General features: G+C 52.4%; 28 protein-coding genes. 27 read left to right on the top strand and 1 reads right to left on the bottom strand.

What is annotated here, in order from left to right; genetic code table 11:
* The first annotated feature begins 52 nt into the window (after positions 1 to 52).
* Genes FGS84_RS11885 through FGS84_RS11835 form a run of 11 tightly spaced genes read left to right on the top strand, consistent with a single transcriptional unit; the run spans position 53 to position 6,545 of the window.
* Positions 53 to 1,120 carry a phage protease gene (locus FGS84_RS11885; RefSeq protein WP_138308498.1) on the top strand — a complete coding sequence of 356 codons (1,068 nt, stop codon included), beginning with the start codon at positions 53 to 55 and terminating at the stop codon, positions 1,118 to 1,120.
* Positions 1,101 to 1,520 (top strand): hypothetical protein, encoded by a 420-nt coding sequence (locus tag FGS84_RS11880; RefSeq protein WP_002572722.1) that lies wholly within the window; start codon positions 1,101 to 1,103, stop codon positions 1,518 to 1,520. Before FGS84_RS11885 ends, FGS84_RS11880 begins: the two co-directional genes overlap by 20 nt.
* A gap of 29 nt (positions 1,521 to 1,549) precedes the next feature.
* Positions 1,550 to 2,437, top strand: a complete 888-nt coding sequence (locus FGS84_RS11875; protein WP_002572721.1) for a Mu-like prophage major head subunit gpT family protein — start codon at positions 1,550 to 1,552, stop codon at positions 2,435 to 2,437.
* A 14-nt stretch (positions 2,438 to 2,451) separates the two neighbouring features.
* Positions 2,452 to 2,907, top strand: a complete 456-nt coding sequence (locus tag FGS84_RS11870) for a DUF1320 domain-containing protein (protein ID WP_002572720.1) — start codon at positions 2,452 to 2,454, stop codon at positions 2,905 to 2,907.
* Between the two features lies 1 nt (position 2,908).
* Entirely contained in the window at positions 2,909 to 3,397 is a 489-nt protein-coding gene (locus FGS84_RS11865) for a phage virion morphogenesis protein (protein ID WP_138308496.1), read from the top strand.
* Positions 3,397 to 3,876 (top strand): hypothetical protein, encoded by a 480-nt coding sequence (locus FGS84_RS11860; RefSeq protein WP_002572718.1) that lies wholly within the window; start codon positions 3,397 to 3,399, stop codon positions 3,874 to 3,876. The genes FGS84_RS11865 and FGS84_RS11860 overlap by 1 nt, the downstream gene beginning before the upstream one ends.
* Positions 3,877 to 3,896: 20 nt before the next feature.
* On the top strand, positions 3,897 to 4,130 hold the full coding sequence (locus FGS84_RS11855; protein WP_002572717.1) for a hypothetical protein: 234 nt from the start codon (positions 3,897 to 3,899) through the stop codon (positions 4,128 to 4,130).
* Positions 4,127 to 5,536 (top strand): DUF2586 domain-containing protein, encoded by a 1,410-nt coding sequence (locus FGS84_RS11850; protein ID WP_002572716.1) that lies wholly within the window; start codon positions 4,127 to 4,129, stop codon positions 5,534 to 5,536. Before FGS84_RS11855 ends, FGS84_RS11850 begins: the two co-directional genes overlap by 4 nt.
* 13 nt (positions 5,537 to 5,549) lie before the next feature.
* The gene (locus FGS84_RS11845; RefSeq protein WP_002572715.1) at positions 5,550 to 5,978 is read left to right on the top strand and encodes a hypothetical protein; all 429 of its coding nucleotides are present in this window, start codon (positions 5,550 to 5,552) and stop codon (positions 5,976 to 5,978) included.
* A gap of 16 nt (positions 5,979 to 5,994) precedes the next feature.
* Complete coding sequence (locus FGS84_RS11840) at positions 5,995 to 6,327, top strand: hypothetical protein (protein ID WP_138308494.1); 333 nt, start codon at positions 5,995 to 5,997, stop codon at positions 6,325 to 6,327.
* 32 nt (positions 6,328 to 6,359) lie between these two features.
* A complete protein-coding gene (locus FGS84_RS11835; RefSeq protein WP_002572713.1) occupies positions 6,360 to 6,545 on the top strand; it encodes a hypothetical protein in 186 nt (61 codons plus the stop codon).
* Positions 6,546 to 6,556: 11 nt separating this feature from the next.
* Here the strand turns inward: FGS84_RS11835 and FGS84_RS11830 are convergent, their stop codons facing one another.
* The gene (locus tag FGS84_RS11830) at positions 6,557 to 6,793 is read right to left on the bottom strand and encodes a hypothetical protein (protein WP_138308492.1); all 237 of its coding nucleotides are present in this window, start codon (positions 6,791 to 6,793) and stop codon (positions 6,557 to 6,559) included.
* 79 nt (positions 6,794 to 6,872) lie between these two features.
* Between FGS84_RS11830 and FGS84_RS11825 the strand changes: the two genes are divergently transcribed.
* The 16 genes from FGS84_RS11825 (at position 6,873) to FGS84_RS11760 (ending at position 20,109) form a co-directional block, all read left to right on the top strand.
* Positions 6,873 to 9,332: a phage tail tape measure protein gene (locus tag FGS84_RS11825; RefSeq protein ID WP_138308490.1), complete on the top strand. Its 2,460-nt coding sequence runs from the start codon at positions 6,873 to 6,875 to the stop codon at positions 9,330 to 9,332.
* Positions 9,333 to 9,355: 23 nt separating this feature from the next.
* Positions 9,356 to 9,928: a hypothetical protein gene (locus FGS84_RS11820; protein WP_138308488.1), complete on the top strand. Its 573-nt coding sequence runs from the start codon at positions 9,356 to 9,358 to the stop codon at positions 9,926 to 9,928.
* A gap of 8 nt (positions 9,929 to 9,936) precedes the next feature.
* A complete protein-coding gene (locus tag FGS84_RS11815) occupies positions 9,937 to 10,680 on the top strand; it encodes a hypothetical protein (protein ID WP_138308485.1) in 744 nt (247 codons plus the stop codon).
* A gap of 21 nt (positions 10,681 to 10,701) precedes the next feature.
* Entirely contained in the window at positions 10,702 to 10,995 is a 294-nt protein-coding gene (locus FGS84_RS11810) for a hypothetical protein (protein WP_002572708.1), read from the top strand.
* The gene (locus FGS84_RS11805) at positions 10,992 to 11,399 is read left to right on the top strand and encodes a hypothetical protein (RefSeq protein WP_002572707.1); all 408 of its coding nucleotides are present in this window, start codon (positions 10,992 to 10,994) and stop codon (positions 11,397 to 11,399) included. Before FGS84_RS11810 ends, FGS84_RS11805 begins: the two co-directional genes overlap by 4 nt.
* On the top strand, positions 11,392 to 12,522 hold the full coding sequence (locus FGS84_RS11800; protein WP_138308483.1) for a baseplate J/gp47 family protein: 1,131 nt from the start codon (positions 11,392 to 11,394) through the stop codon (positions 12,520 to 12,522). The genes FGS84_RS11805 and FGS84_RS11800 overlap by 8 nt, the downstream gene beginning before the upstream one ends.
* A 10-nt stretch (positions 12,523 to 12,532) precedes the next feature.
* Positions 12,533 to 13,345, top strand: coding sequence for a hypothetical protein (locus FGS84_RS11795; protein WP_138308480.1), 813 nt, complete (start codon positions 12,533 to 12,535; stop codon positions 13,343 to 13,345).
* Positions 13,345 to 13,710 carry a phage tail protein gene (locus FGS84_RS11790; RefSeq protein ID WP_002572704.1) on the top strand — a complete coding sequence of 122 codons (366 nt, stop codon included), beginning with the start codon at positions 13,345 to 13,347 and terminating at the stop codon, positions 13,708 to 13,710. The genes FGS84_RS11795 and FGS84_RS11790 overlap by 1 nt, the downstream gene beginning before the upstream one ends.
* 12 nt (positions 13,711 to 13,722) lie before the next feature.
* Positions 13,723 to 14,301, top strand: coding sequence for a hypothetical protein (locus FGS84_RS31495; protein WP_243129953.1), 579 nt, complete (start codon positions 13,723 to 13,725; stop codon positions 14,299 to 14,301).
* 359 nt (positions 14,302 to 14,660) lie between these two features.
* On the top strand, positions 14,661 to 15,095 hold the full coding sequence (locus tag FGS84_RS11780) for a hypothetical protein (RefSeq protein WP_171042614.1): 435 nt from the start codon (positions 14,661 to 14,663) through the stop codon (positions 15,093 to 15,095).
* Positions 15,096 to 15,372: 277 nt separating this feature from the next.
* Entirely contained in the window at positions 15,373 to 15,546 is a 174-nt protein-coding gene (locus FGS84_RS30860; RefSeq protein ID WP_002594552.1) for a hypothetical protein, read from the top strand.
* Entirely contained in the window at positions 15,546 to 15,998 is a 453-nt protein-coding gene (locus FGS84_RS11775) for a hypothetical protein (protein WP_002594553.1), read from the top strand. The genes FGS84_RS30860 and FGS84_RS11775 overlap by 1 nt, the downstream gene beginning before the upstream one ends.
* 4 nt (positions 15,999 to 16,002) lie before the next feature.
* On the top strand, positions 16,003 to 16,149 hold the full coding sequence (locus FGS84_RS30855; protein WP_002594554.1) for a hypothetical protein: 147 nt from the start codon (positions 16,003 to 16,005) through the stop codon (positions 16,147 to 16,149).
* 315 nt (positions 16,150 to 16,464) lie between these two features.
* The gene (locus tag FGS84_RS11770) at positions 16,465 to 17,337 is read left to right on the top strand and encodes a MerR family transcriptional regulator (protein ID WP_138308475.1); all 873 of its coding nucleotides are present in this window, start codon (positions 16,465 to 16,467) and stop codon (positions 17,335 to 17,337) included.
* Between the two features lie 165 nt (positions 17,338 to 17,502).
* Entirely contained in the window at positions 17,503 to 18,795 is a 1,293-nt protein-coding gene (locus FGS84_RS11765) for a glycine/sarcosine/betaine reductase component B subunit (RefSeq protein WP_138308473.1), read from the top strand.
* 15 nt (positions 18,796 to 18,810) lie between these two features.
* A complete protein-coding gene (locus tag FGS84_RS11760; RefSeq protein WP_138308471.1) occupies positions 18,811 to 20,109 on the top strand; it encodes a glycine/betaine/sarcosine/D-proline family reductase selenoprotein B in 1,299 nt (432 codons plus the stop codon).
* Positions 20,110 to 20,118: the final 9 nt, after the last annotated feature.

Raw genomic sequence — 20,118 nt, 5'->3', positions numbered from 1 at the left:
CGTCAAAACGCGTCAATGGCGCGTTAAAACGCAAAACAGAAAGGCGCATGGGATGAAGAAGACAGAATTAACGGTCCGGCCCCTGTCGGGAATCGACCTGAGCGGGGTGCCGGAGGTCATCCGGGTGCTGCCCAAAGGGCATGTGAGCAGCACAAAAGGGAACTTTGAAGTGGATGACCGGGATATTGCCGGAATCATCCGGCAGTTCAAGGCACGCCGGCTGGACCTGGTGATTGATTATGAGCACCAGACCTTGAGTGATGTGCAGGCCCCGGCGGCTGGCTGGATCAAGGACCTGTATCCGGGGGAGGATGCCCTGATGGCCCGGGTAGAGTGGACCAAAAAGGGGCGGGAGTATATCGCCAACAAGGAATACCGCTACCTGTCCCCGGTGGTACTGGTCAGAAAGGCAGACCAGCACGCGGCGGTGTTCCATAGCGCGGCGTTGACCAATACCCCAGCCATCACCGGTATGTTTGCAATCATAAATTCCGATGTGTTAAGCATCGAAGAGGAAGAGGAGGAACCAAAAATGGAATTAAGTGAACTGATTCAACTCCTGGGACTGGAGGAAGAAACGACAGAAGAGGACGTCCTGAAGCGGATTAAGGAACTGGTACAGCAGACAGGCGGGGAAGGACAGGATGGTCCGGAAGGAAAGAGCGGGAAGGAGGACCCTGCAAAGGAAGGGACACAGCTGGTAGCCAACAAGACCGTTCTGGACCTGTTAGGCCTTCCGGAAAATGCAAGGACGGAGGACGTGACGGCAAGAATCATGGCATTCAAGGCCGGTGATTCTGTACTGCAGCAGCGGGTGGCGGAGCTTGAAAAGCAGGCGGCCAGCCAAAAGGCGGAGGAACTGGTAGGCCTGGCCCTCAAGGATGGGAAGCTGTCCCCGGCCCAGAAGGAATGGGCGGTTGCGTACGCCCTGTCCGACCCCAAGGGCTTTGCCGCATTTGTGGAGAAGGCCCCGGTGGTGGTCCCTATGGGAAAGACTGCCTTTGCGGTGGATGAACGGAAACAGACCGGGGTTGACTGGAAGATTTTAAAGAACCAGGGAGTGACCGAGGAGGATTTAAAGAAGTATGGAGGTATGGAAGATGATACGGACGGGGAATGAGAAGCTAGACCCTAAGACACTGGTGCTGCCGGTGGCAGCCGGCGCAGCCATTACGGAGGCTACCATGGTGGCCCTTGGGGCGGACGGCTACGCGGTGCCGGCCTCGAAGGCGGCGAACCTTACGGTGGCCGGAGTGGCCCTGGAGCCGGCGGATAACCGGACCGGGGAGGCCGGGGACATCTGGGTAAAGGTGCGCCGCGGGGCATTCGTGATGGAAAATTCCGCCACCCCGGGGAGCCAGGCAAAGGCAACGGATATCTTAAAGACCTGTTATCTGGAGGATGCGGTCACCATCAGCATGACCTCTACAGGAAGCAGCCCAGCCGGAACCGTGCTGGCGGTAGAAGCGGACGGGGTGACGGTGTGGTTCAACCAGCCGGCCATGCCGGCTGCGGAGTAAGCGAGCATAAGAATGAGGAGGAAACAGCCATGATTATTAACCAGGCGAACATCCGGAGCATGTCCATCGGATACAGCGTCATTTTCAACAAGGCCCTGGCGGAAACGCCAACGACCTACCAGCAGATAGCAACCACCGTACCCAGTACCACCCGGGACCAGTCTTATAACTGGCTGGGGCAGATGCCGCAGATGCGGGAATGGATTGGGGACCGTGAAATCCAGAACCTGAGCGCCTATGATTATGTCATCAAGAACAAGAAGTTCGAGATGACCATTGCGGTCCCACGGGATGACATTGAGGATGATACCTACGGCGTATATAACCCGATGTTCCAGAATCTTGGTGAGTGTGCAGCGCGTCATCCGAATGAACAGTGCTACGGCGCACTCATGGCCGGGTTTAAAAATGCGTGTTATGACGGCAAGCCCTTTTTCAGTGCGGACCACCCGGTAGAAAAGAAAAAGGTATCCAACCTGGGCACCAAGAAGTTATCCATGGAGGCCTACAAGGCGGGACGTACTGCCATCATGAGCCTGGTGGGGGACAAGGGCAAGAGCCTGGGCCTGGTGCCGGACCTGTTAGTGGTATCCCCGGCCAATGAGGAGATGGGACGGCAGATACTGGAGGCGGAGTTCATAAACGGCAGCTCCAACGTGTACAAGGGGACAGCAAAACTCCTGGTGGAACCGGAACTGGCGGCCCAGGAGGACGCATGGTATCTCCTGTGTACCAGGAGGTCCCTGAAACCTATCATCTACCAGGAACGCAAGAAGATAAAGCTGGTCAGCAAGACGGCGGATAATGATGACAATGTATTCATGCGGGACGAATTCCTGTACGGCGCGGACGGCCGCAATAACGTAGGTTACGGTTTCTGGCAGATGGCTTACGGAAGCACTGGGGAATCAAGCTAAGGGAGAGGACAGACATGGCATACTGTGAAGCGGGGGATGTCATGGACATGCTGAAGGAGGATGCCATGAACCCTATTATCGGTGACCGGTACATTGAGGACCCCCAAAAGCGCCGGGAGATGCTGGAACCCCTGGCCTGTGAGGCCATCGGGGATGCGGATGCGGAGATAGACGGGTACCTGATGAAGCGGTACCCGGTCCCCATGTCCCCCGTGCCGGCGGTTATCCGGAAGTACTCAAAGGACATCGCGGTTTATAACCTGATTTCCCGGGCGGGAATCGACGAAGGGGAACGGGAGAACAACTACCTGACGCGGTATAAGAACGCCATTGCGTTCTTAACAAAGGTGGCAAAAGGTGAAACCGACATCGTGAAGGAAGGGACGGACCCATCGAAGGCGGCAGCGGAGGGATTTCGCATTTCATCCAGCCCGAGGCTGTTTTCCAGGGCAACCATGAGGGGACTTTAAGATGCGAATGACCACAACCCTGTCCGGGGATTTTCCGGAGCTTCAGAAAAAGTTGGCGGGCTTGTCGGACATAAAACGATCCGCACTCATGAAGGATGTGGCGGAGGGGCTGCGGTCCACCACCATGGACCGGTTTCGGAGCAGAAAAAGCCCGGAGGGGAAGCCCTGGCCTGTCTCCCTGCGGGAACAGGAGGGACAGGGCATCACGCTGACCCAGACCACCCGCCTGAAGCAGTCCATCCGGGCCATCGCGGATTCCACCGGAGCGGCGGTGGGGACCAATACTATTTACGCGGCCACGCACCAGTACGGGGATGAGAGGACCATCCGGGCCAAGAAGGCAAAGTACCTGAGGTTCCGGTACAAGGGTGTGTGGGTCACGGCAAAGAGGGTGACCATCCATATCCCTGCAAGGCCATTTTTAGGGATTTCAGATGAGGACCTGCAGGAAATCCGAAGCGAAGTGGAATACGCAGTCAGGAGGGCCTGATGAGACGGGAAAAGGAATACCTGAAGGAATGCCTTGAAAAGGCAGGAATCAAAAATGAAGTGATTACCACCTGGAAACGGCTGCAGCTGAAGACGGACAGCCATGTGGGAGCGGTGCTGCGGGAAGGCCAGACCATCACGCGAGACGGCTCAAAACGCAACTATGAAGACCAAAACGGGGTTCGGTGCGTGCGGACCAAGGTCTATGCCGTGGATACCCGCTTCAAGGTGGTCATCGGGGAATATTCGGAGGAGTCCTGTGAGGCCATCTTCCTGGCGTTCTTAGAAGCGCTGGGACAAGGAATCCGTCTGGATGGAAACTATGTGGACATTGAACTGGGAGAGGTGGAGTGGGTCGATAAGGAGGACAGCATCCTGAAGGCCAACATAGCATGCCAGATACCGGTCACCTTCCACGGGGGCATTTACCGGGATGACAAAAAGAAAACGGCATCGGTCGGAGGAATCCGGCCGGCCTGAGAAAGGGAAAGGAAAAGGCAATGGCAAAGGAAGAGAAGGGGATGGGCGCAGAGACTGCAGCAGAACCGGCTGTGCCTGTCTATGAAACCATAGAACACTGGTACAACGTGCATGGCACGGGTCCGGCTGTCTACGCCGGCACCTTGTGCCTGAAGGGCTGGAGGCCGGGGAAACAGGTAACGGAACAGGAATACCTGGCCGCCGTCACCGCATTTGAGAAGGGCCCCATGGCCGGAACGGGAGGAACAAGATGAGCTTAAGGGACGTAACATTTGTGGTGGAGGACGGGAGTCTGGGCAATTCCGGCAGCACTGGAACCGGGGTCCACGTAAAGATTGGGGCTTCCCCGGTGGAGACAACGGTTCCCATCCTGATTACCGGGAGCATGAAGCCGGAGCAGATGAAGGAAAAGCTGGGGCTCAGCCCCCTGGCAGACGCCTGTATTGACAGCGTCGAGAACGGGGCATCCCGGATTTACTGCGTGCCGGTCAGGCCGGAGACCGTTGGTACCAACGGGGAAGTTACCCACAGCGGGACTGGGGAAGGGACCGTAAGCGTAAGCGGGACACCGAACAATGCATATGATATCATCCTTAAGATAACGGAGGACGGCCCGCTCAATACGGCAGCCTTCTGCTGCTCCGTTAATGGCGGATACAGCTACGATGCGGAGGAAACCATACCGTTAGGAGGAAAGAAGGAGCTTACCGGGACCGGAATCACCCTTACGTTTGCGGAAGAATTTAAGGCGGGTGATACCTACCGGTTTTCGACCACGGCCCCGGCTGTGAGCAACAGCGCGGTCCTTAAGGCGGTGGAAAGCCTGTATAACAGCGATTTGGACTTTGAGTTCATCCATGTGGTTGGGACATCTGCGAAAGCACTTTGGGCCTCTCTGGCCGCCAGTGCAGAGCTGTTCCTGTCCCTGTACAAACGCCCTGTGTTTTTCCTGTGTGAGGCACGTAATAAAGGGGCGGAGGAAAGCTTGGATGAATATGCCGCCGCGCTGAAGGCGGAGGCCAAGGGGATAGACAGTTATTACGTCCAGGTGTGCAGCGCCTGGTCCCAGTACACACGATGGGACGGCCGGGAGCAGTGCATCAACAACGCCGGGATTGTGGCGGGACTGTACGGGATAGCCGGCGTGGCCCAGTCCATCGGCCGCGTGGATACCTTTTCCATCTCGGAGGCCAAGATGACCCGGCTGATGCCGGAGGGCATTGAGGACTATATCAGCGAGCTGGATGACGCCGGCTATCTGACTTGGCGTAAGTACTACGGCATTGACGGATGCTATGTAAACAACGCGCGCGTGCTGTGCCGCGAGGGCAGCGATTACCGGTATGCGGAGCATGTGCGCGTACTGAACAAGATGATACGGGAAATCTACAAGCGGGCTGTCAACATGGTGCAGATGGATATCAGCGCCTCCGATGACATGGAGACGGATATCAACAACATCCTGGAGACCCTGAACATCCCCCTGGAGGACATGGCGGAGGCCGGGGAACTGTCAAGCGGCTCCGTGTCCATTGAGGACCTGGAGCACGTGAACATCCTGCAGGATGAGCGCCTGGACCTGGTGATATCCTTTGTTCCGAGGGGGTATGTCCGGGAATTCCGGTTCAGCCTGGCCATGGAGAACCCGTACAGGAATTAGGAGGGACTGGGAAATGGTCAACGGAAAGGTATACAGCTGGGAGGACATCACCATTAATGTCCCGGGGCTGGAGGAAATCGCTATCACGGAGATATCCTATGACTTTGAGCAGGAGGCGGAGCTCATTTACCGCAGCGGCGGAGCCCCATGCGGCTATGGGACCGGAAACAAGAAAAACACAGTGAAGGTGGTCATGGGGCGTGAGGATTACAACGTGCTGTTAGCCTGGTGCAAACGGAAGGGAAAGACCCTGTCCCGTCTGCTTCTGGATAAGATAACCGTATCCTATGCCAATGAGGACCAGGACACGGTGACGGATGTCTTAAACAAGGTAATCCTTAACAAGCACAGCTTTTCCGCGAAACAGGGGGATAAGGAGAACACGGTATCCCTGGACGGCTTTGCCTGCCGCGGCGGGAAGTTAAACGGTGTGAATTTCTAAGAAAGGGGAGAAAGAAATGGAAACAAAGGAACTGAGAGAGCAGTTAAAGGGGACGGATGAGAAGTATTACGAGGTGACCGTCACCCTCCAGGTGGATGATGAGACAGAGGAGGATAAGACCTACTTTTTCCGTAAACCGAAAACTCCATCCTATGATCGGTATTTAAAGACGGTCCAAACCTCAAACAGCAAGGCCCTGACAGCATTCTGCCTGGATAACATTCATCCGGACCAGCGGGAGACGCTGGAGGCAGACTTTAAGGAGTACCCGGCCATGGCATTGTCGGTTGGCGAGAAGCTGCTGGCCATGCTTGGCCTGTCAAAGGCGACCGCAGTAAAAAAGTTATAGAGGATGCGCAGGAGGAACTGGAGGCGGACTTCGTGGGAACCAGCCGGCTGCTCATCCATATGTACCTGCCTTCCGGCATGATACCGGGAGAACTGGACGGAATGGACGCGGATGACTTCATCCGCCTGGCGGGCCTGGCCAGGTGCGCACGCCGCTGGCGGCAGGATGACCTGGAACAGGGATTCACTCGGGCACTGGGAAACCTGTTCCCGGAATAAAAAAGCCCCAGTCATAGAAAGACCGGGGGCTTGCCTGTCAGCCTGGAGCGGTAAAAACGCCATGCGTTGCGGAAATCCCGTCTCATGGAGAAGGGCCGCCTGTCCTTGGGGAGCCAGGCACAGGCCCACCACAGATAGGGACCACAGAACAGGAGATATGCGGTGACAAGGATGGCCATGACCACAAGGTACAGCGACAGGCTGACGGCCAGTATGAGTGCCATTATGAGCCAGAGACCATGGAACATACAAGCGCCTCCTTTCCAAACACATCTTTATACCATCATAATAACATAAGCGAGCCCGTGACACAAGGAGGAACGAACCATGGGGATGGAATCTGTTTATAAGCTGAGCGTGGTACTGAACATGGTGGACCAGCTGACCGCCCCCATGGGGAGGGCGTCCCAGAACCTGAGTTCCCGCCTGTCGGGGCTGCAGTCCGGTTTTGGGATGGCGGCCCTGGCCGGAGGTGGGATGACGGCGGCGGGCGTGGGAATCACAAACGGGATGATGAAGATTGCCGGTTCCACCTTCGAGACCCAGGATGCCCTGGCAGAGCTTAAGTCGCTGGGAATCACAGACCTGAAAGCGGTGGAGGATGCGGCCAGACAGTTTTCAGACACCTGGGCCGGGACCACAAAGGCTGATTTCATCACAGCTGCCTATGACATCAAATCGGGCATCGCGTCCCTGACGGACGAAGGGGTGGCGCAGTTCACGGAGCTGGCCGGCCTGACGGCCAAGGCCACCAAGTCCACGACCGGGGAAATGACCTCCCTGTTTGCGACCGGGTATGGCATTTATAAAGGGTATTACTCAGAACTGTCAGACCTGGAATTCGGGGAGATGTTTGCAGGCGGTATTGCGACCGCCGTCAAGGCGTATAAGACCAGCGGCTCGGAGATGGCCTCGGCCATCAGCGCCCTGGGAGGGACCGCCACATCGGCCAATGTGCCGTTGGAGGAGCAACTGTCCGTGCTGGGCATGCTGCAGGCCACCATGTCGGGCAGCGAGGCAGCTACCAAATATAAGGCGTTATTAAATGCTGCCACAGGAGCAGGTGAGAAGCTGGGACTCAACTTCCTGGATGCCAACAACCAACTGCGGAGCTTGCCGGAAATCCTGGGAATCCTGAAAGGTAAGTACGGCGATACCATCGACGCGGTGGAGAAGAAACAGATAAAAGAGGCCTTTGGCTCGGACGAGGCGGTGGCCGTCATCGACCTCCTGTACGGGAAGACAGGAGAGCTGCAGACGGGCATCCTGGATATGTATGATGCGCTGGGCGGAGGAAGCAGCGCTGCCCAGGAGATGGCAACGGCTATCAACGCAACGGAATCCCAGAAGTACACGGTGTTAAAGCAGCAGTTACACAACGTGACGGAGGAGCTTGGGGTGAATCTGCTGCCCACTGTGAATGACTGGATTGGGAAGGCGGGGCAGGCCGTGGGGAAGGCGTCCGAATGGATTGCGGAGAACCAGGGGCTTGTAACCGGCATCCTGAATGCGGTCCTGTTCCTTGGCATGTTCCTGACCGTGACGGGGAGTGTGACCTCCATCATCGGCATCTTCGGGACGGCGATAACACGGACCATTGGCATGGTGGGCGGCTTAAAAAGCGGCTTTGAGACCCTGCGGATTTACGGGATGTACGCCGCGGATGGAATCAAGGCCATGGGGGCCGGCCTGCTCAACATGGTCCGGCAGGGGATTGCTTCGGCAGCTGCGGCCCTTCCGGGCCTGATATCCAGTGTGTGGGGCTTCACAACGGCCCTGTTAGCCAATCCGGTGACCTGGATTGTCATCGGGATTGCGGCCCTGACGGCCGGGCTTATCCTGCTCTGGAAGAACTGGGATAAGGTATCCGCCTTCATCCAGAACGTCTGGAATGCCTGTGTGGAGAAAGTACGGGCGGGCCTGCAGGCCATGAAGGACTTCTTCTTCAACATTGGCGGCGCGATTGTCTCCACGGTATCCAATGTGTTTAACCGGGTCCGCGGGGCTGTCAGAAGCCGAATGGAGGCGGTCCGGAATGTAATGGGCAACGTGATGGGAGCTGCTGTCGGGACTGTCAAACAGAAGCTGGATAACATGAAAAATGCCTATGAGCAGAATGGCGGAGGTATACGTGGGATTGCAGCGGCTGCTGTAGAAGGTGTCAAGGGCTACTATACGGCAGGTTTTGATTTCCTGAATACATTGACGGGAGGAAAGCTGAACGGCATTAAGGAGCTGTGGAGCCAGGGCCTGGCAAAGGTCCGTGGTGTGGTGGATGGGGCTGTAGGTCTGTTCAAACAGTCTGGTGCCAAGATAATGGAGACCTTTACCGAAGGAATCCGTTCCGCCGTGAACAAGCCGGTGGAGGCGGTGAAGGGGGCTCTGTCCAGAATCCGGCAGATGCTGCCCTTTTCCGATGCGAAGGAGGGACCCCTGTCCCAGCTTACCCTGTCCGGCCGGCGTGTGTTTGAGACCATCCATACCGGCATGAGCCAGACGGCTTCCCTGCCGGCGGATACGGCGAGGGACGCATTCCAGGCACTGAGGGATGAAAACCAGGAAGGAGGCGCGGCTTTTGCCAGGCTGTTGACCGGAGGGAAGGAAGAAAGGAAACCGTCCGGCCAGGGAAACATATGGAGCCAGAGGCAGCAGGGAGGCGGGACCGTCATCCAACGCCTGGAGCTGCATGTGTCCCTGGAACGGCTGAAGGACCTTCCGCTCTTATTCAAGCTGATTGACGACATCAAGGAAAAGACCAACGGGAACGTATCGGTCACGCCTGCATAGAAAGCGGCTGGGAGGAAGGAAGAATGCTGTACATAAAGGATACATCCATGCTGGTGGCGGGGGTGGCCGTCCCGGGCCTCGTAAAGAAGCTGGAGATAACCGGGGCCGCCGTGATTGACGCGGTGACGGATGACAACAACGTGACCCTGGGTTACCAGCCTAATGGGTACGAACCGCTGAAGATGAATGTGGACCTACTGCTGGAACCCAGTGCCGGGGAAAGTGTTGAGAGTATGGTGCAGACCATCCAGCTACTGTTTAAGCCGCCAGGGCAGACGACCGCCATACCGCTGCCGGTGGTGAACAGCCAGGCCGCGGCCTGCAGTCTGAGCATGGTGTATTTTAAAGGAATCGACCTGTCCAAGAAGACAGAGAACAGTTATGGGGAGGCAGCACTGGAATTTTGGGAGTACCTGCCGGTTACCGTGCAGACCCAGGCGGCGGGGAGCAGTAAAACCTCATCCTCCGGCAGCAAGGCAGGGACGTCACAAGCCCAGGGAATCAGTAGCGACTACCAGGAATATCTGAACACACAGAGAGGTCAGGCCCCCAGGATTAAGGATAAGACATCGGAGAGCCCGGCCCGGGATACATAGGAGGCAGCATGGCAGAACGGAAACTGATTACACCACGGTTCCGGATAACCGTTGGGGACCAGGTATTCACGCAGGGAATCCGTGTGGAATGTCATTCCAGCCGGAGGGAGCAGTGCAGCTGGGCCACCTTGGAATATGACCCCGGTTATGCCGGGATCCTGGACCTTGCATCCATGGCCCCGGCTCAGGTGGAACTGGGCTATGATGGGGATTATGACACGCTCTTAACCGGATACATGGCGGACGGCCAGGCATTGGGGCCTTACCGGATACTGGACGATACACTGTTCCTGAAATGGACCTACGTAAAGGAGACCTTCCTGGACTGCTGTCCGCAGGATATCATCCGGTTCGGCCTTGGAAGGGCCGGGATTACGGATTACCGCCTGTCCGATACCATGTACCCCAAAAAGGATGTGGTCCCGGTCCCGCGCATGAATGTGGCGGAGCTTATCCAGGAGGTGGGCCGGGTCTGGGGCCTGGAGGCATCCTTTTATTTCCGGTCCGGCCGGTTTTTCTGGGGGACCGGGGAAGAGCAGACGCTTATCTATGTACTGGAGGAAGGGAAGAACATCCTTTCCTTCAACCAATGGAACGGCGGTACCGAAATCAAGACCATCGGGGTCCCGTGGATTCACCAGGGAGAGCGTATCCGGATAAGACACCGGAAGTTTGACGGGGAGGCCCTTGTGACCTCGGTCCGGGTGAAGGCGGATGAAACGGGAAGCGTGAGGATGTATGTATCATTTTAGCTGGAAGGAAGGGGATTCAAAATGGCCGGTTTTCTTGACGAATTTGTCAAACTGACGGTGAATGAGACCATAGGGACAGACTATCCGCATATACGCCATCCGGCCCTGTGCCAGGCAAAGGTGATGGAAGGGACCGTGAAGGATGGGGCATCGTATGTGACGCTGCGGTTGCTGAAGGAAAACGGGGAGACGGATGAAGCCTTTCCCGCGATTCCTTATATAAGGACGGAGCAGGTCCTGAAGAAAGGGGATGTAGTGGCAGTCGGGCTTTTATATGGGCAGTGCCGGCCGTACATCCTGGGGAGATGCTTATGATACTGACGGCAACGGACCTGATGTTAGACGATGCCGGGCAGCCGGTCCCCCTGGCATCGGGAGAGGAAGCACTGGCGGGCGGCCTGGACTGTTTCCTGCAGGACATCCGCCTGGAGGCCCTGACCATGGAGGGGGAATGTTTTTTTGATTCCGATTACGGATGGTCGCTGTTGGATTTCTGCCACCGGGAGATAGGCGAACTGGAGGAGCTGCAGATAAAGAACCGGGTCACGGAAAAGTTAAAGAAACGGGAGGAAATCAACCCGCACAGCATTGAGGTTGGCGTGTCCCGGATGGAGGATGACATAGTGAACATCCATGTGGGATTTAAGATTGCAAATGAGGATGTGTCCTACCAGATGAACCTGGAACTGGACGGGGCGGAGGTGAAACTCGTTGATTGATGAAAGCATTCTGGATGAAATCATACCGGTACAGGATGCCGATGCAAAGATGCAGGAGCTGAAGGAGGAGCTGGCGGCGGAAGGGTTTACCATCACCAAGTGGGGCAGTGGCGGCGTCTTTTACTGGCTGACACGTATCTGCGTGCAGATACACATCGAGCTGCTCCGGCTGGCGCGGACCATCCTGAATAATCAGTTCCTGAGGCATGCGGAAGGCAGGTGGCTGGAACTGAAGGCCGCGGACTTTTCCAAGTTTCGAAAGGCGGCGACCCGGACCCAGGGATATGTGACACTTATCCGGTCTGATTACGGGCAGGCCCTGATCATAACGAAGGGGCACATGTTTAAGACGGCCCCGGACATCAATGGGGATGAGCTGGTCTACTACGCGTTAGAGGATACGGTGATACAGGCGGGCCAGGCGGAGGGCAGCGTGCTGGTGGAGGCGGAAGCGGCCGGAGCGCGCTACAATGTGAGTGAGGACCAGATAAGGGTAAGCATGTTATATATGGAGGGCGTGTCGCAGGTCACGAACCGGCAGGGATGGATATATTCCGAGGGGGCAGATGAAGAGAGCGAAGCCGGCTTACGCAGCCGGACCCTGTCCAGCTGGGAGGAACTGTCCACCAATACCACATCGGCCAAGCTGAAGGCAGCCGTGGAGGCCATCCCGGGTGTGATGTGCGCCTACATTGATGACCAGCATCCAAGGGGGCAGGGAACAGTGGATGTGATTGTGGTGGGGACGGCGGGGGAAGCCAGCGAGGAGCTGGTGCGCAAGGCCCAGGCGGCGGCGGACCAGCTGAAGGATAATTACGAGGACTACCTGGCAAAGTCCGGAACCATCACCTATCAGGATGTGGACATCACCCTGTACCTCAAACAGGGGGCAGGGGTGACGGATGTGGAGGAAACGGCCCGGTCCCTGATAGCAAAGGCCATGTCTCTTTCCAACCGGACGGACTTCAACTTATTCTTACAGGATGACATCCGGTATGTGCTCCGCCAGAGCATACCGGACTACCGTAAGACCGTATTCACGGCCCCCGCAGTGGACGTGGAGCTGACGGCCGGGAATGTGGTCATGCTGGGGAGTATCACGGTCAAGGTAAGGAACACATAGGAGGGACGCCATGCTGGAGACATTCGGGGAATATATGTATTATCTGCTGTCCACGCCCTTCAAACAGGCAAGGAAGGCCAGGAACCAGTGGTATATCTATTTCAAAGTGACCGGGCGGCTGTTCGATGAAAACAAGACCATGCTCCGGCGGGCACGGGAGGAAGGCATGGTAAGGACAGCCAGCCCACGGATGCTTCCGGAGCATGGCCTGGACCGGAAACTGACGCGCTACGAGGGCGAGACCTGGGAAAACTTCCGGGTACGGCTGATGATGTATGCAGACACCTGCCGGCTTGGCGGGACGGAGGTGGGCACGCTCCAGGCGGTGCGGTCCCTGGGATTTACCGATGTGGAGATGGTGCCGGCGTATGAACTGGAGGGCAGCCGGGAGCACTGGGCGGAATTTTATGTCATCCTGTCCCGGGATATAGATGACTCCTTTGACATCGGCCATGATATCATCCGCCGGGAGGTGCGGCGGGTAAAGAAGGTAAGCGGACTGGATCGTTACCGTTTCCTGTACCGGATTCAGGATGCAAGACTGGAAGAATGCATCCGCCCTCATAACATCCTGATACGGGCGGAGGTACGCTGGTACAACAATAACATCCTGAACGGGGAGCACAACAACGATGGAAGCATCCATCATGACAATGTGATTGGAAACCACCTGCCCTATCTGCGCATACGCAGCCGGATGGAGGAGAGGGAGGAGGGAAGGCTGACATGTACAACCTGGCATCACTGGAGAATCCATGATGGGAGCACGTACAATGATGGAGCCAAACATATGGATGCACAAGTCATAGAGGAGGAAATCTGATGGCAAGTACAACCACGATAACCAAGTTGAGTAAGAACAAGATACTGAAGGCTAGGGCGGGCATCAAGGCATTGCCGGCAGTCACACAGATGGCATTTGGGAACGGTGCGGATGGTACGCCGTCAGAGAATGACAACACCTTGAAAAACGAGCTGTTACGGAAAGACCTGAGCAGCATCGAGCAGGTGACGGACACCAACTTCCGGTATATCTGTACCTTATCCAGGGAGGAGCTGGCCAACACGGCCATCAATGAGATGGCGTTGTGTGATGCGGAGGGTGACCTGGTGATGATACGCACCTGTTCGGACAAGAACAAGGATGATGACGAAGAGATGACCTTTGCGTTTGATGATATCTTTTAGGAGGCAGAGAAGATGGCGAATTTTGAGATAGATGAAGACCAGGCGGCGCTCATCCGGGAGTTGAGGAAGCTGGAAACCTCAGACCCGGTCCACGCAAATGTATACAATGCCCTATTCGAGAAACTGATTAACAATGATGCATTCTTGGAGCGGCTGGCAAACAAGATGATAGAAAAAAGCATGTTGTGCCATGTGTTGGACAGCGTCAACGCGCAGCAGGTCCTGGCAGCGGATGTGGGACCTAAAATCACGGCGATAACAAACGAGCTGAAAGAGAATGTTAGTGTGCTCAATACCAAGATTACAGATTTTGATAGCCGAATACATATTGACGATACCACTACCATTGCTAATCTTAGCTCCCAGATAAAAACAGGGTTCCAGTGTGTCTATCTGAAAAGCGCTAATTTAAAGCCCAACTATGGGCATGGTGTGATTTTAGAGTTAAATAATGCATCGGGACTATATGCGATAAGAATAATATCCTGGGATGATGATACACCCAATATAGGAATGTATTATGGCATTAAACTGAGTCCCTCCACGTTAATCAAGGATGTAAGTTACTTTAGCCTACAAGTCAATCGTTAGTTTATCCCTGATATTTGGTCAGTGATACATACGCAGAGTAACCATTAGGGTCCGTGACTATGAGCTTAGGGTTTTGATTATCCCATCTATATTCTAGTCTTTGGATGGAGACGCCAAGCTTATCATTACAATTAGTCCACGCTCCCCACACACCCTCAGTTTTAGCACGTGTGTATACAGTACCTCTATTGGTAATTGCATATATTACAATCCAGTCATTACTCACTGTTTTATGTATCTCAACATAGCCGTCTTGCGCATCTGGAGCACCTGAGGCTGTGCCGTTAGTTATTTCATAGCGTCTACGCAAAAATGTATTAAGTGGTGCATTGTCTGCAAAAGTTGCTATATCCCCGTTAATGGCATTGGTACGCGACATATTTATTAAATTGGTATTGAACACAGTAATAAAAATGCAAAAAAATAAGTTTTTCCTGAATTTTTATACTAATGGGCGCAATACCAATTTGAATATTTGGAAAATAAAAGAGCCTGTTCAAGGAACATGCAACTTGAATACAACTGCTTGGATAGAAACAGGTTCTTCGGTTGAATGGATTGTAGTGAATGGGTTATGTTTTGTACATTATGTGCTGATTGTAAAAACAGACTCTGCTTATGATGCTGAACTGGCAACTGGGTTACCAACACCAAAATTTTTTATACATGAATGCGTAAATGAATGGGATATGTCCTCTAGTAAAAAATGTCAGCTTATGGTTAGCGGCAAACGAATGACCGGGACTGTAAAAGCCGGGACCTACGCAGGGACTATTTGTTATGCAGTGGCATGATGATTAAATGATTATTTTTGATTAATCACATTTAATCGAGCCTTGTCCAACCGCGAATAGCACAGACGGCGGCTCCATCAATCAATATATAAATATAGCGATTTCCATATGTATCGGTACCCCATTTTAAACTGATTGTATTACTATCATATTTTCCGCCCATATCATACTGATCATAATATATATTTGCTTTCTTGGTATTGCGCAGTATAACATATCAAATTATGGTACTCAAAAACTTTAAAAATTTTTATATTTATTCAAGGAGGACGATATTATGTCAAAAGAAACAAAAAAGGGACCAGATTTTGAAAAAAAACAACCTACTACGTATCTGCATGATGCCCCGGTAAATGTGCCGCATCCGGGTAAACATCAGAGTGGTGTGGGCGGGCCATCAGATTGTAACAATAACGGGATAGATGATTCAAAAGAAGGAGAAAGAAAGTAATGTCAAAATTAGTTACTACAACAGGGATATCCATACCGGTTTTTAATGTGGTAAGATATCCAACTGTTCCAGCATTAGAGATACAAATTTTAGAATCACAGGTTCAGGAAATTGACCTGTTGAAACTTTTCAAGACAGAGAGTGAGCTTTCTACACTTACGTTAATGTCAGACCAGGAAATCCTCGAAAATCAGTACATGAATTATTCTAAGTTGGATACATATAACATTCAGAATGATTATATTGTTAAAGAAGCTATAGAGGGCCAGTCAGCTATTGTAGATGAAGAAGGCCATACCGTTTCAGAAGAAGTAACGGCAGCGCCAGCCATAATTGATAATCTTATTACAATAAGGTTGTTAAAAAAAAGTGATTTGGAATGCAAGGTAGATAATAACGGGCAGTTGATTGATGCCATGTCGGTAGCACTTGCTCAAATAATGGGAGGTTGACTTTATGGAAATATGGAAGAAAGTAATATTTGTTAATTCGATAAAAGTAAGACTTCAAAATGGAGAGGGAAGTGCGGAAGAGATAATTAACTCCTATGCAAAATTGACGGATAGCGAGAAGGAAATTCTTAAAGCAGAATTCTTAAAATAAGTGACAAAAATGGGGGCTTGAAGAGAACTATTTCAGGCTCCTATTTTCCCAAAATATTTTGCCAAAAATGTTGAGAATTTTTGCCAAAAATGTTGAGCGCGCACACATTCTATTTCAGGAAAGAGTTTGTTTATGATATTCAGAGTATGAGCAGATAATTAAATCAATTTTTAACTCAAATAGTTGAATCAATGCTCTATCCGGTATTTCAGGAGAGGTATAAGTAAGAAGCTCCGTATCATTGATGGAAAATAAGGTACACAGTGTAAAAAACATTACACCAAGTGGAAAGTTTCAGAGCAGGGGTGGGGGTCTATGAAGGATGAGCGGGGGAATAATCTTTATTCAATTGGTAAGCTGGCCGATATTGTAGGGGTTCCGACAACAGCCCTTCGTTTCTATGATGACCAGGGCGTGTTGAAGCCTCAAATAAGGGATGATGAAACGGGATATCGCTATTACACAGAAGAACAGGTCATGAAATCCATGTTTATATCCGAGATGCGGCGTCTGGGCCTTACGGTAGCTGACATTAAGGAATTATGTGAAAAGCCCGGCCTGACATTTCAGAGGGATGCCTTGATTAATAGGATGGCGCTTCTGAATGATGAGCTGGACCATCTGCTTTTTAAAAAGGCATATGTGGAAGAACTGATGAAAAATGTGGATATGGGGTTAGGGTATTTTGAGAGTGCAAAGATTTGCAATGAAAACCATATTCCTATAAAAATTAAGTATTACCCGGCAACCTATGCTGTTACCATACCGGTTTATAGGTGTTTTTATGAGCAGGAGAAATTTTCCACCACCCACAAGCTTCTCTATGATACATGTGAGAATAAACATCTGAGAATCTGCGGTCCGGCAACTTCCAGATTTGAGGATCCTGGCATGGAACACCTAAAAAAAGCGTTTTATAAATCCCAGTGGATATTACCAGTGATAAGGCCGGAAAAGGAAGTGGAGGGTGTCACCTTGTTTCCCGAAATGTGGTGTGTATACACATCTCATGTGGGTCCTTACGAGAATATTTCGGAGCAGTATGAAAAACTTCTGGATTATTGCGCAGAATACGGCCTGAAGATTTCCGGTAATCCGATAGAGGAATACATGATAAGCTGCGCCAATATATGCGGTTCAGAGAACTATATCACCAATGTGATGTTCCCCATTGAATTGCCGAAATAACTGAATAATTGGGCATATGAGCCTTAAAAACAGAGAGCATTTTCTGCTCTCTGTTTTTTGTGTAAAAATTATCAGGTAATCCTTGACTTTACATCAACTTGAATCTCTATAATCGAAGTTAGGAAAAACGCGTTTTCTTAATATTTTGTAGGAGGAGGTTAGTAGATGGGTACTGAAAAATCACTGCGCCTGGATATGGAAATCGTCCACATAAAGGACATCCGGTTCGGCGCAAAAACAGAAGTCAGGGGCGGTATCCTGTTTATCAGCAAGCAGGAAATGATTGAAGCAATTACGGACCCTTTCTTCAGTTCCATTGACATTGATTTGGCAAGGCCGGGTGAATCCGTAAGAATCATTCCGGTTAAGGATGTGATTGAGCCAAGGGTAAAACTTGACGGCAAGGGAGCTGGTTCATCCTTTCCGGGCTTTGCAGGGACCTATGAAGGATGCGGTGAAGGCCGGCTTAAGGTGTTTAAGGGTTGTGCCATTGTTACTACCGGAACCATAGTCGGTGTACAGGAGGGGGTAATTGATATGAGGGGAACCTGTGCAGACTATTGCTATTACTCTAAGCTGAATAATATTGTAGTCGTTGGAAATTGCCCGGATGGCACAGAACCCCATGCCCATGAGACAGCCTGCAGGCTGCTGGGGCTCCATGCTGCCAATTATGTGGCAGAGGCTGCAAAGGATGCTGAGGTTGATGCATATGAGACGTATCAGCTCACCCCTGTGGACCCTGCCGCAAAGCTGCCCAGGGCCGGTGTCATCTATATGGCCATGGCCCAGGGTCTGATTCATGATAACTATATATACGGGGTAAATGCGGGAAAGACCAATCCTGTTTTCATGAATCCCAACGAAATCTTTGACGGAGCAATTGTCAATGGATGCTGTGTAATTGCCAGTGACAAGAATACCACATGGGACCACCAGAATAATCCTTTGCTGAAGGAACTGTATAAGCACCATGGGGTGGATTTGGAATTTGGAGGCTGTATTGTTACACCTACGCATACGGTACTCCATGATAAGGAGCGCAACAGCCACGCTGCTGTCAGAATGGCCAGGTCTCTTGGCTGGGATGTTGTTGCGGTAGTTGAAGAGGGAGCAGGAAATCCGGATGCAGACCTGATGATGATGATGATACGCAGCCTGGAAAAGGCAGGAATCAAAACCGTGGGCATGCTTTCTGCATGCTGCGGGGAAGAGGGCACTACAGACAGTACACCGGAGGCCGATGCCTGCATCAACACCGGGACAGATGCCGATTATATTCCTGTCCATCTGGAGAAGATGGATAAGGTCATAGGAGATGCAAGGCAGATCAGGGTACTTTCCGGCGGTTCCCTGGACGGCTACAACGGGGATGGCAGTGTTGATGTAAACATGGTCGCCATTATGTGTTCAATGAACCAGATGGGGATGACCAGGATGTACTCTGTGGTTCTGTAAGGAGGATGGGAAAGAATGAAGATTATTCATTATATAAATCAGTTTTACGCCCAGATAGGCGGAGAAGAAAAGGCTGATACTCCTCTTTCCATAAGGGAGAATGCCATAATCGGTCCGGGTCTGGCGCTTAAGGCGGCAATGGGGGATGAGGCTGAAATCGTGGCAACCATTGTCTGCGGTGACAATTATTTTAATGAGAACCTGGAAGAGGTCACGGCAGGCATTGCAAAAGCAATAGAGAAATATAAGCCGGATATAGTAATCGCAGGCCCGGCATTCAATGCGGGACGTTATGGGATGGCCTGCGGCAATGTTCTTAGAATCTGCAGTGTGAAAGGCATACCGGCCTTTTCTGGAATGTATCCAGAGAATCCGGGCGCTGAAATGTTCCGTACGTTCGGTTATATTACAAAAACCAGAAATTCCGCTGCCGGAATGAGGTCCGCAATAGCCGATATGGCCGCCCTAATCAGGAAAGTCCTTGCAGACCCCAGGTCCTTAGACCCCAGGGCGGACAACTATATCCGGAGGGGACAGAGGATTAACCGGTTTTCCGACAAGACCGGCGCTGAAAGATGTGTTGAGATGATGCTTAATAAGGTCAATGGAAGGCCCTATGAAACAGAACTGCCCATGCCCACATACAACAGAGTGCCTCCGGCGCCGGCCATTAAGGATTTGTCTAAGGCCGTCATAGCACTGGTAACCACGGGCGCTGTTGTGCCGGAGGGGAACCCGGACCATATTGAAACCGGTATTGCAACTAAATTTGGAACGTACTCATTTACTAAGGATTACGGCGGCTTCCATATGCCCAGGCACCAGATGATACATGGAGGCTGCGACCCGGTATATGTCCAGGAAGACCCTAACCGGATGATTCCTGCGGATGTATTAAAGGATATGGAGGCAGAGGGAAAAATCGGTAAACTCAGCGATACGCTTTTTGTCACCTCCGGCAATGGCTGTGCAACCAACAATGCAGTTGCCTTTGGTCAGGCAATTGCAGCAGAGCTTAAGGCCATGAAGGTTGACGGTATTATTCTGACTTCCGCCTGAGGCACCTGTACTCGTTGCGGCGCAACGATTGTCAGGGAAACCGAAGCCCAGGGAATTCCGGCAGTGCATGTATGTACTGTAACTCCTATTTCCATCAATGTAGGCGCCAACAGGGTGGTTCCTGCCATGGCAATTCCTTATCCAACAGGAAATATTGAGCTGACAAAGGAGGAAGAAAAAATATTCCGCCGTCATATGCTTGATACAGCCGTGGAAGCACTTGCTACAGAAATTACGGAACAGACAATTTTTTGAGAGGAAAAT

Origin of the sequence: Clostridium sp. 1001271st1 H5 (assembly GCF_005845215.1) — a bacterium.
GTDB lineage: Bacteria > Bacillota > Clostridia > Lachnospirales > Lachnospiraceae > Enterocloster.
Note: the sequence above shows the minus strand (reverse complement) of the source record. Positions and strands in the feature narration are given on the sequence as shown.